At 70.1% G+C, this 12,330-nt stretch carries 11 protein-coding genes and 1 pseudogene; 7 read left to right on the top strand and 5 right to left on the bottom strand.

Translation table 11 applies throughout. The features are described from left to right. Positions 1–56 precede the first annotated feature (56 nt). Positions 57–437, top strand: a pseudogene (locus G6048_RS41970) (hypothetical protein); the annotation flags it as partial. 272 nt (positions 438–709) lie between these two features. Here G6048_RS41970 and G6048_RS41965 read toward each other — a convergent pair. Beyond that, positions 710–895: a DUF397 domain-containing protein gene (locus G6048_RS41965; RefSeq protein ID WP_165344869.1), complete on the bottom strand. Its 186-nt coding sequence runs from the start codon at positions 893–895 to the stop codon at positions 710–712. Then, on the bottom strand, positions 892–1,794 hold the full coding sequence (locus G6048_RS41960; protein ID WP_165344868.1) for a helix-turn-helix domain-containing protein: 903 nt from the start codon (positions 1,792–1,794) through the stop codon (positions 892–894). Before G6048_RS41960 ends, G6048_RS41965 begins: the two co-directional genes overlap by 4 nt. Before the next feature lie 159 nt (positions 1,795–1,953). On the opposite strand from G6048_RS41960, the gene G6048_RS41955 reads away from it, so the two are divergent. Continuing rightward, complete coding sequence (locus G6048_RS41955; RefSeq protein WP_165344867.1) at positions 1,954–2,430, top strand: ATP-binding protein; 477 nt, start codon at positions 1,954–1,956, stop codon at positions 2,428–2,430. 66 nt (positions 2,431–2,496) lie between these two features. Then, a complete protein-coding gene (locus G6048_RS41950) occupies positions 2,497–3,021 on the top strand; it encodes a GNAT family N-acetyltransferase (RefSeq protein ID WP_165344866.1) in 525 nt (174 codons plus the stop codon). A gap of 111 nt (positions 3,022–3,132) precedes the next feature. Here the strand turns inward: G6048_RS41950 and G6048_RS41945 are convergent, their stop codons facing one another. Further along, positions 3,133–3,567, bottom strand: a complete 435-nt coding sequence (locus G6048_RS41945; RefSeq protein WP_165344865.1) for a MarR family winged helix-turn-helix transcriptional regulator — start codon at positions 3,565–3,567, stop codon at positions 3,133–3,135. 105 nt (positions 3,568–3,672) lie between these two features. Between G6048_RS41945 and G6048_RS41940 the strand changes: the two genes are divergently transcribed. Further along, positions 3,673–4,587 carry an alpha/beta hydrolase gene (locus tag G6048_RS41940; RefSeq protein ID WP_165344864.1) on the top strand — a complete coding sequence of 305 codons (915 nt, stop codon included), beginning with the start codon at positions 3,673–3,675 and terminating at the stop codon, positions 4,585–4,587. A 143-nt stretch (positions 4,588–4,730) separates the two neighbouring features. After that, positions 4,731–5,204, top strand: coding sequence for a carboxymuconolactone decarboxylase family protein (locus G6048_RS41935; RefSeq protein ID WP_165344863.1), 474 nt, complete (start codon positions 4,731–4,733; stop codon positions 5,202–5,204). A gap of 87 nt (positions 5,205–5,291) precedes the next feature. Here the strand turns inward: G6048_RS41935 and G6048_RS41930 are convergent, their stop codons facing one another. Both G6048_RS41930 and G6048_RS41925 read right to left on the bottom strand, forming a co-directional pair. Then, complete coding sequence (locus G6048_RS41930; protein ID WP_165344862.1) at positions 5,292–6,899, bottom strand: AMP-binding protein; 1,608 nt, start codon at positions 6,897–6,899, stop codon at positions 5,292–5,294. Next, a complete protein-coding gene (locus G6048_RS41925; RefSeq protein ID WP_165344861.1) occupies positions 6,896–8,566 on the bottom strand; it encodes an AMP-binding protein in 1,671 nt (556 codons plus the stop codon). Before G6048_RS41925 ends, G6048_RS41930 begins: the two co-directional genes overlap by 4 nt. Before the next feature lie 117 nt (positions 8,567–8,683). On the opposite strand from G6048_RS41925, the gene G6048_RS41920 reads away from it, so the two are divergent. Further along, positions 8,684–9,517: a helix-turn-helix transcriptional regulator gene (locus tag G6048_RS41920; protein WP_165344860.1), complete on the top strand. Its 834-nt coding sequence runs from the start codon at positions 8,684–8,686 to the stop codon at positions 9,515–9,517. A 170-nt stretch (positions 9,518–9,687) separates the two neighbouring features. Further along, positions 9,688–12,291 carry an ATP-binding protein gene (locus G6048_RS41915; protein ID WP_165344859.1) on the top strand — a complete coding sequence of 868 codons (2,604 nt, stop codon included), beginning with the start codon at positions 9,688–9,690 and terminating at the stop codon, positions 12,289–12,291. The last annotated feature ends 39 nt before the right edge of the window (positions 12,292–12,330 follow it).

Below are 12,330 nucleotides of genomic sequence, written 5' to 3'. Positions count from 1 at the left end.
CTCGGAGGCCGTGATGGCGGCCATCTCGGCGCGGATGCCCTCGACCGGGCGCAGCCCGGCCGCCCTTCAACCCGGTGACGATACGTACGGCACGGGACGCCGTGACCGCCGCCGCCCTGTACCTCCGGTGGCTCGGTTACCAGGACATCCGGAGGGCTGATCAGCGTCCGCCCTCCGGGATCGGGTTGGCCGCGCGCGGCGTTCTCGCGCAGGTCGATCCGACCTTGCGGCCGGCCTCGCTGCGTGACGTGGAGTGTCTGTGGCTTACGGCGATGACGGAGTCGACGGGGTGCGTCTACTTTTCCCTGGCCGGGTACGCGGAGGACGCTCGCTCCGTCGCCGACTCCCTCGGCGTCCCGCTCTTCGTGCTGGACCTGACGGGGACGCCGCAGCCGGTGAACAGCTTGGCTGACGAGCTGGTCGAGGCGGGGGCTTGAGCTCGGTTTCTTTCCCCACCCCGCCCCTTCCCGCTGCATTGAATATGCCGCTCCGCCGCGTGGCAGGGGCGCTGCCCCTGGGCCCCGCTGGGGCTCCGCCCCAGACCCCGTTCGGCCTGAACGGCCTCGCCCTAGGCTCCCCAGCTATCGCTGGAAGACCACGGCAGTCCCCAAGACCACAGCCGGGTCTCGGGGGCAGCCGTCACGCATCCCCCGAACTGACCAACAGCGTCTCGGAGTTGGGCCAGTGCGGGGCGCGGCGTTGTGAACGGTCAGGTCTGGGCGGCGTACGAGACGAAGTCGATCCAGGTGGCAGGAGAGAGGGCGAGTTGTGGGCCCTGCTTGTCCTTGGAGTCCCGGACGTGGACGGTGTCTGGGCAGGTGGCGACTTCGACGCAGTCGCCGGAACCGCTGCTGCTGTAGCTGGACTTGAACCAAGTACGTTCGCTGGTGCTCATAGCGCTCCTCGCATCCGCTGCAACAGGCCCACGGAGTCTTCGAGGGTGAGAGCCTGCGAACGCATCCTGGCATACCGCCTCTGGAGCACGCTCACGACCTTGGGATCGGAGATGAGCTGGCCGCTCTCCGGGGCTTCGGTGTAGGCGAACCACTTGTTCTCGGGGGTTTCCAGCAACTGCACGGAGCCGTGCAACCCGGCATGGGACTCGCGTACCAACGGCATGATCTGGATCTCGACGTTCCGCAGCTCGGCGACCTCCAACACGTGGTCGATGAGCTCCCGCGTGACCTCCACCCCGCCCGTGCGCCGGAGGAACAACTGCTCTTCGAGGATGAAGCTGAACGTCGTGTTCGGCCTCTCCCGCAGCAGGCGTTGCCGTTCAGCCCGAGCGACCCACTGCGCCTCGATCTGATCGTCCTCCAGCGGCGGCAATTCGTCGACGAACAACTGCCGCGCATACGCCTCCGTCTGCAACAAGCCCGGAACCACGCGGCACTCGTACGTGTACAACGTGATCGCCGTCGCCTCCAGCCGAGCCCACTGCCGGAACCAAGCCGCCAACCCCGGCTGCCGTGCCAGATGCCGTACCGATTTCCGCAGCGCCCCCGTGTTCCCCGTAGCCTCCTCCGACCGTTCCACCAACGTCGGGTCCGGCATCCGGCGGCCCAACTCCACAGACGCCACCGTGTGTTTGGAGAACCGGACCAGTTCGGCGAACTCCTGCCTGCTCAGCCCCGCATGTTCACGCAGGGCCTGGAGTACGGCGCCGAACGTGCGCAGGCTGTCGGAGGACTCCGGTTCGCCGCGGAAGGTGGCCGGGACTCCGGCCGTCGCCTCCGCCGGCGTACCGTCCGCGCCCGTCCCGCCGACATCCGTACCGACCGTGTCTTCGGCCACCCTTGGCCACCTCCCGCGCACCCGCCCCGCCGCACACACCCGACCCGCCCATCGTTACGGGACGTTATGAGTACTGTCCAGCCCGTAACCGCGTACGCTCGCGCAGCGTACGCGGGTCAGGCCTGGTGAAGTGCCCTTCCAGGCCGCCACATTGGGCGCATGACAGCACCGGCCACCCGCCAACTCCCCGTCACCGTACGTGTGTTCACCCAGCGCTTCAGTGCCACCCCGCTCGGCGCCCGCCTCGCCCGGCGCCTCGCCCTGAACCAGCTTCACGACTGGGGCATCCCGCACGGCACCCGCGCCTCCGACAGCGCCGCCGTGATCGTCGCCGAGCTGGGCGCCAACGCGGTGACCCACGGCCGCGTACCGGGCCGCGACTTCGAACTGTGCCTCTCCCTCATCCCCGGCAGCCTCCGCATCGAGGTGACCGACACCCGCACCGAGGCCCGCCCGCCGGGCCCCGGCGACGTAAAGCCCCCGTCCCCCCTCGCCGACTCCGGCCGCGGCCTCCTCCTCGTCGAGACGCTCGCCGACCGCTGGGAGATCCTGGACCGCGAACCCCCCGGCAAAACCGTACGAGCCGAAATCGACCTGCCCCGCCATGTGCGCAACAGCCTCCGCCTCTCGGACTGATTGGTGGCGGGACCGGGCTCCAAAATCAGCAGATCAACCACCAACCGGCACCTCATACTTGCGCCCATGCCCATAAGGCCCGCCACACCCGCCGACCTCCCCCTCCTCCAAGACATCGAGCGCGCCGCCGGCGAGCTCTTCCGCCCCCTCGGTATGCCGGAGATCGCCGACGACGCGCCGCCCTCGCTCGACGTGCTGGAGCGGTTCCGGCAGGCGGGGCATGCCTGGGTCGCCGAGGATGACGCCACCGGGCACGTCGTGGCGTATCTGGTCGGCGAACCTGTGGACGGGGCGTTTCACATCGAGCAGGTCACCGTCCATCCGGACGCGGGGCGGCGGGGCGTGGGCCGGGTCCTTATCGCCTACGCCGCCGAGTGCGCGCGTGACGAGGGGCTGACCGCTCTCACGCTGACCACGTTCGCGGACGTCCCCTGGAACGCCCCGTACTACGAACGCCTCGGCTTCCGCGCCCTGACCGGCCCCGAACTCACCCCGGGCCTGCGGAAGATCCGCGCCACCGAAGCCGAACACGGCCTCGACCGCTGGCCTCGGGTCTGTATGCGCAGAGACTCCGAGCAAAACCTCGGCTAGTGCCGCACGAAGGGGGCGGTGAACACCCAGGCCACACTGAGGTCGATCCGGGCTGCGCGCCCGGATACGCGGTCGCAGCCCGAACGCGCAGCAGAGCACTGGGCAGACGAATCACTCGCGCATACGGCCTGACGCGGGCGAGGCGAGCATCGTTTTGAGGATGCGTTGCAGCTCAACGCGGTCCTGGGGGGTAACCCTCGCCAACCTGCGGTCGTACTCCGCCGCGAGGGCCGCAAGTGCTCGATCGCGTGCTTGCGTGCCCTCAGCGGTCAGTACGAGCCGATGACGCCGCAAGTCCGCCTCGTCGATCTCGCGGCGGATAAGGCCCTTGGCGACGAGGTTGCGAACGTAGACCGTCACGCTCGCCTTGGGCAGCAGGAGCGCAGTCGCGACCTCGGCCGGGTACGGCGATGCCTCCACCTCGGCCAGGACGAAGAACTCCTTCGTCTCCAACCCGAGCTCGGCCAGCTCCCGCGTGCAGGCATCCATCACGACGCCCAGCAGCCGCTGGTTCAGCGTCCACAGCTGTGCCCCGTCGACTGACATGCGAGCCTCCGTAGATGGTACCGTTTCGTATTAGTTTCAGATTGTACCAGCTGCTGTTTTGTACTGGACTCCTATGGAACAACGACCTCACGAAGGAAGCCACGCATGCTTCAGCACCTCACGATCCCGCGCGGTCCCATCGAACTCGCTGCCGACCTCCACCTGCCCGACAACGCCGAGAGCAGCACACCGCTGCGCGCGGTGGTGCTCTCCACCCCAGGCAGCAGCGTGAAGGAGCAGATCGGCGCCAACTACGCCTCCCGTCTCGCCGCCCGCGGCATCGCGGCGCTCGTCTTCGACCCCGCCCATCAGGGCCAGAGCGGAGGCGAGCCCCGGGACCTCGAAGACCCCTACCGCCGAGGCGAGGACATCTCCTACGCCATCGACGTGCTCACGACGACCCCCGGCATCGACCCGCAGCGCATCGGCGTCCTCGGCATCTGCGCCGGTGGCGGCTACGCCGTGCACACCGCCCGCACGGACCACCGCATCAAGGCGGTCGGCACGGTCGTCCCCGGCAACATGGGCACCTCGTTCCGCAGCTTCCAGCCCGACGGCCCGGCCGCCGCACTCGACGCCCTAGCGGAGGCACGTATCGAAGAGGCCCGCTCTGGCGAGATGACCCGGGTGAACTGGCTGCCCGACACCCTCGAAGACGCCACGAAAGCGGGCCTGACCGACATCGACACCACTCGGGCCATCACCTATTACCGCACCGAACGCGGCGGCAACGAACACTCCACAAATCGGCGCCTCTCGCGCAGCGACTCCCTCCTACTGGGCTATGACGCGTTCCACCTGGCCGACCAGCTCATGACCCAGCCACTACAGGTCATCCTCGCCGGACGCATCGGCAACACCGGCTCCTACGACACCGGCATGCAGCTGTGGAAGCTGGTCCCCAACCCCGTCGACCTCATGGTGATCGACGGCGCCGGCCACTACGAGATGTACGACGAGCCCGAATACGTCGACGCTGCCGTCGAACGACTCACCAGCTTCTATGTGAACAACCTGTAAGGCATCCGAACCGGCGCACCCATGCGCATGCGGTCACAGCACTAGAGACAACTAGAGACGCAGGTCACATTCGCGCGTGTCACATCTCGTCGCGCCGCCCCGTCGTACACGTGAAGCCACCAACAACGACGGAGGAGCTCATCGTGGAAGCTCGCTTGGACATCATGGCCCGCCCGAACGCAGCCAAGGCCTTCAAGCACATCGTCGCGGCGGGCAAGGCGCTCGCGGACTCGACGCTGCCGCTCTCGACGCAGGAACTGGTGAAGCTTCGCGCCAGCCAGATCAACGGCTGCGGCTTCTGCACCGACATGCACAGCAAGGACGCCGTGCACGCCGGGGAGAGCTGGACGCGCCTCAACCTGGTCGCGGCCTGGCGCGAGGCCACCGTGTTCACCGAGGCCGAGCGTGCGGCCCTGGAGCTGGCGGAACAGGGCACCCGTATCGCGGACGCGGCCGGTGGTGTCACGGACGAGGCCTGGGCGAACGCCGCCAAGTACTACGACGAGGACCAGCTCGCCGACCTGGTATGCGTCATCGCCGTCATCAACGCCTTCAACCGCGGGAACGTCATGCTCCAGACACCCGCCGGCGACTACCAGCCCGGCATGTTCGGATAACGCGGATCACACAAGCAATACGACTACGCCCCGGGCGCCTCTCGCAGGAGCAGGAGGAGGAGCCCGGGGCGTAGGGCTGGTCCAGGGCTAGTCCGCGTAGCGCTCCCGAAGTTCCACCTTCCGCACCTTCCCCGACACCGTCATCGGAAAAGACTCCAGAATCCGCAGCCGGCTGGGCACCTTGTAGTGCGCCAACTGCCCCGCGCAGAAGGCCCGTAGCTCCTCCAGGGTCAGCGGATCGCCGGGATCGCGCGGAATGACGCAGGCGAGGACCTCCTCGCCGTACCGCTCATCGGGTACGCCCACCACCTGGACATCCGCGATCTTCGGGTGCGCGTACAGGAACTCCTCGATCTCCCGCGGATAGATGTTCTCGCCGCCCCGGATGATCATGTCCTTGATCCGGCCGACGATCTGCACGTAGCCGTCGTCGAGCATCACGGCCAGGTCCCCGGTGTGCATCCAGCGCCCGGAGTCGACGGCCTCGGCGGTCTTCTCGGGCTCGTTCCAGTAACCGAGCATCACGCTGTAGCCGCGGGTACGCAGTTCGCCGGCGGAGCCGCGCGGCAGCGTCACCCCGGTCGCCGGGTCGACGACTTTGACCTCGATGTGCGGCAGTACGCGGCCGACCGTGCCGGTGCGGTGCTCCAGGTCGTCGTCACGGCGGGTCTGGAGGGAGACGGGCGAGGTCTCGGTCATGCCGTAGCAGATGGAGACCTCGGCCATGTGCATCTCGGACACGACCCTCTTCATGACCTCCACGGGGCAGGGCGAGCCCGCCATGATCCCGGTACGGAGAGAGGTGAGGTCGTACGTCGCGAAGTCGGGGAGGTTCAGTTCGGCGATGAACATCGTCGGGACGCCGTACAGGGACGTACAGCGCTCTTGCTCTACGGCCTTCAGCGTTGCCGCGGGATCGAAGGACGGGGCCGGGAGGACGACGCACGCGCCGTGGGCCATGGCGGCCAGCACCCCCATGACCATGCCGAAGCAGTGGTACAGCGGCACCGGCACACACACCCGGTCCTGTTCGGTGTAGCCGACGGTCCGGCCCACCCAGTAGCCGTTGTTGAGGATGTTGTGGTGGGAGAGCGTGGCGCCCTTCGGGAAGCCGGTGGTGCCCGAGGTGTACTGGATGTTGATCGGGTCGTCACAGCTCAACTCGGCGCCTGCCGCCGCCAGTTGCTCGTACGGGATCGACGCCGCGCCCGCCACGAGCGCGTCCCAGCTCTCGTCGCCGATGTAGACCGTCTCGCGCAACTGCGGGCATTTTCCGCGCACTTGGCCAACCAGCGCCCGGTAGTCGCTCCCCTTGTGCGCGAGTGAGGCGACCAGGAGCGAGATCCCGGCCTGCTTCAGCACGTACTCCAGCTCATGGGCTCGGTAAGCGGGGTTGATGTTCACCATGATCGCGCCGATGCGGGCGGTCGCGTACTGGATGAGCACCCACTCATGGCAGTTGACCGCCCAGATGCCGACCCGGTCGCCCTTCACCACACCCTTGGCGAGCAGCCCACGCGCCACCTCGTCGACCGCCGCGCCGAACTCCAAGTACGTCCAGCGCCGCCCAGAGGGCACATCCACGAGCGCTTCCCGCCCGGGATACTCGGCGATCGCCCGGTCGAGACGGGCCCCGATGGTGTCGCCGAGCAGCGGCGTCGTGCTCGTCCCATGCGCGTACGACAGCTCGGTCACCGGAAGTCCTCCTCGCGGTACTCGGCGTCCGACCCCGCCGCCGTCGCCTCGCGCAGCTCGATCCGGCGGATCTTGCCCGACACCGTCTTGGGGAGGTCGCCGAACTCCAGGCGGCGGATGCGCTTGTACGGGGCGAGGGTGGTGCGCGCGTGCTCGAAGAGGACCTTCGCCGTGTCGGGGCCCGGCTCCCAGCCCTCCGCCAGCACGACGTACGCCTTCGGGACGGCGAGCCGCAGTTCGTCGGGGGCGGGGACGACGGCCGCCTCGGCAACGGCCTCGTGCTCCAGGAGCGCGCTCTCCAGCTCGAAGGGGCTGATCTTGTAGTCGCTGGCCTTGAAGACGTCGTCGCTGCGCCCGACGTACGTGATGTAGCCGTCGGCGTCGCGTGAACCGATGTCGCCCGTCCGGTAGTAGCCGCCGGCCATCGCCTCCGCCGTACGGTCGGGGTCGCCGTGGTAGCCGGTCATCAGCCCTACGGGCTTGTGGGCCAGGTCGAGCGCGATCTCGCCCTCGTCCACACCGGGCACCCCGGACACCGGATCGAGCAGTTCGACCCGGAAGCCCGGACTGGGCCGCCCCATGGAGCCGGTCTTCAGCGGCTGTCCGGGGCTGTTGGACACCTGCACGGCCGTCTCGGTCTGCCCGAAACCGTCCCGGATCGTCACGCCCCAGGCCCGCCGGACCTGCTCGATGACCTCGGGGTTCAGCGGCTCCCCGGCGGCGACGGCCTCGCGCGGCGGGGTCCGCAGCTGGGTCAGGTCGGCCTGGATGAGCATGCGCCACACGGTGGGCGGGGCGCAGAAGGTCGTCACGCCCGCGTGGTCCATCTCCGCCATCAGCCGGGGCGCGTCGAAGCGCGTGTAGTTGTGGAGGAAGACGGTCGCTTCCGCGTTCCAGGGGGCGAAGAGGTTGGACCAGGCGTGCTTGGCCCAGCCGGGCGAGGAGATGTTCAGGTGGACGTCGCCGGGCTTGAGGCCGATCCAGTACATGGTCGCCAAGTGGCCGATGGGGTAGGACACATGGGTGTGCTCGACGAGTTTGGGGCGTGCGGTCGTGCCGGAGGTGAAGTACAGCATCAGGGGGTCGTCGGGGTGGGTGACGCCGTCGGGCTCGAAGTGGGCGGGGGCGGCGTAGGCGTCCTCGTACGATCGCCAGCCGTCCCGCTCGCCGCCGACCGTGATGCGGGTGTAGCGGCCGGGTACGTCGTCGAACTTGGCGGTGTCCTCGGCCCGCACGATCACATGCCGTACGCGCCCGCGCTCGACGCGGTCACGCAGGTCAGCGGGGCCGAGCAGCGGTGTCGCGGGGATGACGACGGCGCGCAGCTTCATCGCGGCGAGGGCCGTCTCCCACAGCTCGGCCTGATTGCCGAGCATGACGAGGACGCGGTCCTCGGCGCGTACGCCCTGCCGGCGCAGCCAGTTGGCGGTGCGCGCTGAGCGTTCGGACATCGCGGCGAAGGACAGCTCGACGCGCTCGCCGTCCTCTTCGACGATGTGCAGGGCCGTGCGGTCGTTGCCGCGCGCGATGACGTCGAACCAGTCGAGTGCCCAGTTGAAGTACTCCGGCCGTGGCCAGCTGAAGCCCTTGTAGGCCGTGGCATAGTCCTCGCGGTGCTCCAGCAGAAAGTCCCGCGCGCTGCGGAAGCGCTCCGTCGGCGTCGTCATCCGTCTTCCTCCTCGAACCCGGCCACATTGCCGGGCGACTCAATGACATCGTGTAGTCGTGACGTGGATCTCACTACCCCCGAACGGGGGGTGCGCTGCGGCGGAAGGAACGGGCAGATGGCGGCGGATGTGACCGGAGCGGTGGACATGCGGGGCGCCCTGATACGGCTGCGGCGCGCGACGGGGCTGCCGGTCGCCTTCGGCGGCCTGGTCGAGCCGGATCGCGGGCAGATGCGGATCAGCGAGCTGAACGGCAACAGGACGACGGCACTCCGCGCGCTCGCGGTGACGTCGGGCAACGGGCTCGGCGGCAAGACCGTCGCCCTGGCCCGGCCCTGCGCCGTCACCGACTACTCCTCCTCGCGGCAGATCAGCCACGAGTACGACGCCGCGGTCGCCGCGGAGGGGCTGCGGTCGGTGCTCGCGGTGCCTGTTGTCGTACGCCGCCGGGTGCGCGGGGTGTTGTACGGCGCGCTGCGTACGGCTCAGCCGCTGGGCGACCGGACGCTGAACGCGGCGGTGGAGGCGGCGCGGGACGTGGAGCAGTCGCTGGTCGTACGGGATGAGGCGGAGGGTCTGCTGGCGGCGGCGCGCGAGCCGGAGGCGGGCGCGGGTGCGGCGTGGGAGCAGGTCCGGGAGGCGCACGGGGCGTTGCGGGCGCTGGCCCCGCGGGTCGCGGACCCGGAGCTGCGGGCCGAGCTTCTCGCGGTCTGCGACACCTTGGCGGAGGCTCCGGCTCCGGTCACGGCTGGTGGTGTGCGGCTCGCTCCGCGTGAGCTGGACGTCCTGGTCTGCGTGGCCGGCGGTGCGACCAACGCGGTGGCCGCGGAGCGGCTGGGGCTGCGGGCGGAGACGGTGAAGGCGTATCTGCGGTCCGCGATGCGGAAGTTGGGGGCGCATACGCGGCTGGAGGCGGTGGTGGCGGCGCGACGGGCGGGGCTGCTGCCGTGACGTGAGGGCCGACAGTGGGCGGCCATTCAAGATCGGGCACCCTGAAATCCCGTATACCGAAACCGTGAACCACGTCTGAACTTGTTATTTCCCTCACCGTCCACCCCTCCGAAATTCAGGCGGTCTTTGCTTAATATTGAAACGGACACGACATGAGAGGGGCGGTGCGCGTGCGACGGGATGTCGAGGAGCCTGTCAGACCCCGTTCCGACCAGGTCATCGGCCGGGACGAGCTGCTGGGGCGCGCGCGTGACCAGCTCTCCGGAGGCGGCAGCGTCCTCTTGCACGGTCCGCCCGGAATCGGGAAATCGACCATGCTCCGCGCGCTGGACGCGGAATACGCCGAATCGGCCCGTACGGTGTTGCGCTGCTCGGCCACCGAGTCGGAATCCCACCTCCCCTTCCTCGCCCTCGTCGATCTGCTCGGCCTCGTCGCCGACGAGGTGGCGGACACGCTGCCCCTCCCGCAGCGTGCCGCGCTCGAAGCGGCGCTCACCGGCCGCGGCGAATCGTCCCTCCACCGGGACGGGCTGGCGCTGCGCCTCGCAGTGTTGTCGGTGCTGCGTGCGCTGGCGGCCAGGGGGCCCGTACTCCTCGTCGCCGACGACCTTCAGTGGCTGGACGCGCCCAGCGCCGAGCTGCTCGGTTTCGCGGCGCGTCGCCTCGGTGGGATGCCGGTGCGGATGCTCGGCGCGGTGCGTACGCGCACGGAGCCGAAGGAGCAGGAACACGCTCCGTATCTACGCGCGTATCCTCCGGAGTCGCTCGCCCTGCGCCTGGCTCCGCTCACCGGTTCCAAGGTCTCCGAACTCCTCACCGCCCGCGGCTACACCGGCCTGCGCCGCTCGACCGTCCGCGACATCCACCACACCAGCGGCGGCAACCCGCTGTTCGCGCTCGAACTCGGCCGCGCCCTGGCCGAGAGCCCGACTCCGCCCCGCCCCGGCGAGCCCCTGCCGGTGCCGACCTCGCTGCGCGCCCTGGTCCTCAGCCGCCTCGATCTGCTGTCCGCCGAGGCCCGGCGCACGCTGCTCGTCGCGAGCGCCGGTGCACGCCCCACGCTCGCGCTGCTGCACGCCGCGGGCCGGGGCGACGCGGAGTCGGAGACGGCGCTCGCGGCCTCCCTCGGGCTGGTGGCGACGGGCGGCCCGGACGGCCAGGAGGGGACCGTACGGTTCGCGCATCCGCTCGTCTCGGCCGCGCTGTACGCGCAGGCCACGCCCCAGGAGCGGCGGGACGCCCATGCCGCGCTGTCCACGGCGGCCTCCGATCCGATCGAACGGGCCCGCCATCTCGCCCTGGCCACCACCGGTACGGACGAGACGGTCGCCGCGCGGCTCGCCGAGGCCGCGACTCTGGCCCGGGACCGTGGGGCCCCCTCGGTCGCGGCCCAACTCGGCCTGCTCGCCGCCCGGCACACCCCGCCGGGCACCCAACCGGGCGCGGACGAACGCCGGTTGAGGTCCGCCGAGGACGCGTTGACCTCCGGTGACAGCGATCTCGCGCGGGAGGTGGCCCGTGACGTACTGGACCGGGCGACCGACGCGGCGATCCGGGTACGTGCCTGGATGGTCGTCATCGACGCGGCGGGCCAGGCGATGGCCGAGGTCGAGTCCGTCTTCCCGCAGGCCCTCGCGGATGCGGGCGAGGACCCGCGGCTGCTCGCGCTGGTCCGCTACCAACTCGCCTGGCGCGCCCTGCTCGTAGAGGGCGAGATGACGAAGGGCCGCGAGGAGGCCGCGCACGCCGCGCGGCTCGCCGCCACGGCCGCCGACCGGCGCACCGAGCTGATGGCCCTGTCGTTCCAGGCCCAGATGGAGACCCTGATGGGGCATCCCGACGCCCCGGCGACCCTGGAACGGGCCCTCACGGAACCGCAGGACCCGCAGGTGGCCTGCGATCACAACGGCGCGGGCGCCACCCGCTTCCGCTGGCAGATCATGAGCGACCAGCTCACCGAGGCCCGTACGACGATCACCGGGCTCCTCGGCGAGGTCCGCAAGCGCGGCATGGTCGAGGCCGAAGTGCACTTCCTGCGCGGCCTCGCCGAGACCGAACTGCGCGCCGGGCACTGCGGCCGGGCCCTCGACCTCGCCCACGAGAGCCTTGCGCTCGGGCGGGACACGGGGATCGGCGAGGCGGCGGGCCATATGTTCACCTCGCTCGCCGAGGCCGCGGGCGGCGACGTGGACCGGGCCCTCGCCCTGGCCGGCGACGCGGTCAGCCGCGCCGAGGAGGACGGCGACCTGATCTACCTCTCGCGCGCGCTGGGCGCGCGCGGACATGCCCAGCTCGTAGCCGGGAACGCCGCGGGCACGGTCCAGTCCCTGCGCCGGGCACGGGAGTTGGAGCAGGGACTCGGCATCTTCGATCCCGCGCGCGGCCGCTGGCACGGTGACCTCGCCGAGGCGCTGATCCGGATCGGCGAGCTCGCGGAAGCGCAGGACGTCATCGACGCCACGCGCGAGCACGCCTCGCGGCTCGGGCGGGCGAGCGTCCTCGCCGTGCTGGACCGGGCGGAAGCCCTGTTGAAGGCCGCGCACGGCGAACACGAGGCGGCCGTACGGCAGTTGACGTCAGCGCAGGAGCAGCTCGCGAAGCTGGGGTACGGGCTCGAAGAGGCGCGTGTGGCGCTGGAGTTGGGGCGGCTGCGGGCGGAACGGGCGAGGGGATCCAGGGGATCGGTGGCCAAGACGACGACGTCCGCTGTGCGGGGGCAGTTGCGGGATGCCACCACTCGTGCCGAGGCGATGAGTCTCATCCTGGCCCGGTGAGCCTCGGCTGAGCTGAGAGCTCCGTCGCGTCTGCCTGGT

The sequence above is a fragment of the Streptomyces ureilyticus genome (assembly GCF_011045025.1).
Classification (GTDB): domain Bacteria; phylum Actinomycetota; class Actinomycetes; order Streptomycetales; family Streptomycetaceae; genus Streptomyces; species Streptomyces ureilyticus.
The sequence above is the reverse complement of the archived record's forward strand: the minus strand, read 5'-3'. Positions and strand labels throughout refer to the sequence as shown.

Bases quoted from the DNA above. Each gene is read 5' to 3' on its own strand.
- G6048_RS41965 (WP_165344869.1), bottom strand. From the start codon at position 895: ATGAGCACCAGCGAACGTACTTGGTTCAAGTCCAGCTACAGCAGCAGC.
- G6048_RS41955 (WP_165344867.1), top strand. From the start codon at position 1,954: ATGACAGCACCGGCCACCCGCCAACTCCCCGTCACCGTACGTGTGTTC.
- G6048_RS41950 (WP_165344866.1), top strand. From the start codon at position 2,497: ATGCCCATAAGGCCCGCCACACCCGCCGACCTCCCCCTCCTCCAAGAC.
- G6048_RS41945 (WP_165344865.1), bottom strand. From the start codon at position 3,567: ATGTCAGTCGACGGGGCACAGCTGTGGACGCTGAACCAGCGGCTGCTG.
- G6048_RS41940 (WP_165344864.1), top strand. From the start codon at position 3,673: ATGCTTCAGCACCTCACGATCCCGCGCGGTCCCATCGAACTCGCTGCC.
- G6048_RS41925 (WP_165344861.1), bottom strand. From the start codon at position 8,566: ATGACGACGCCGACGGAGCGCTTCCGCAGCGCGCGGGACTTTCTGCTG.
- G6048_RS41920 (WP_165344860.1), top strand. From the start codon at position 8,684: ATGGCGGCGGATGTGACCGGAGCGGTGGACATGCGGGGCGCCCTGATA.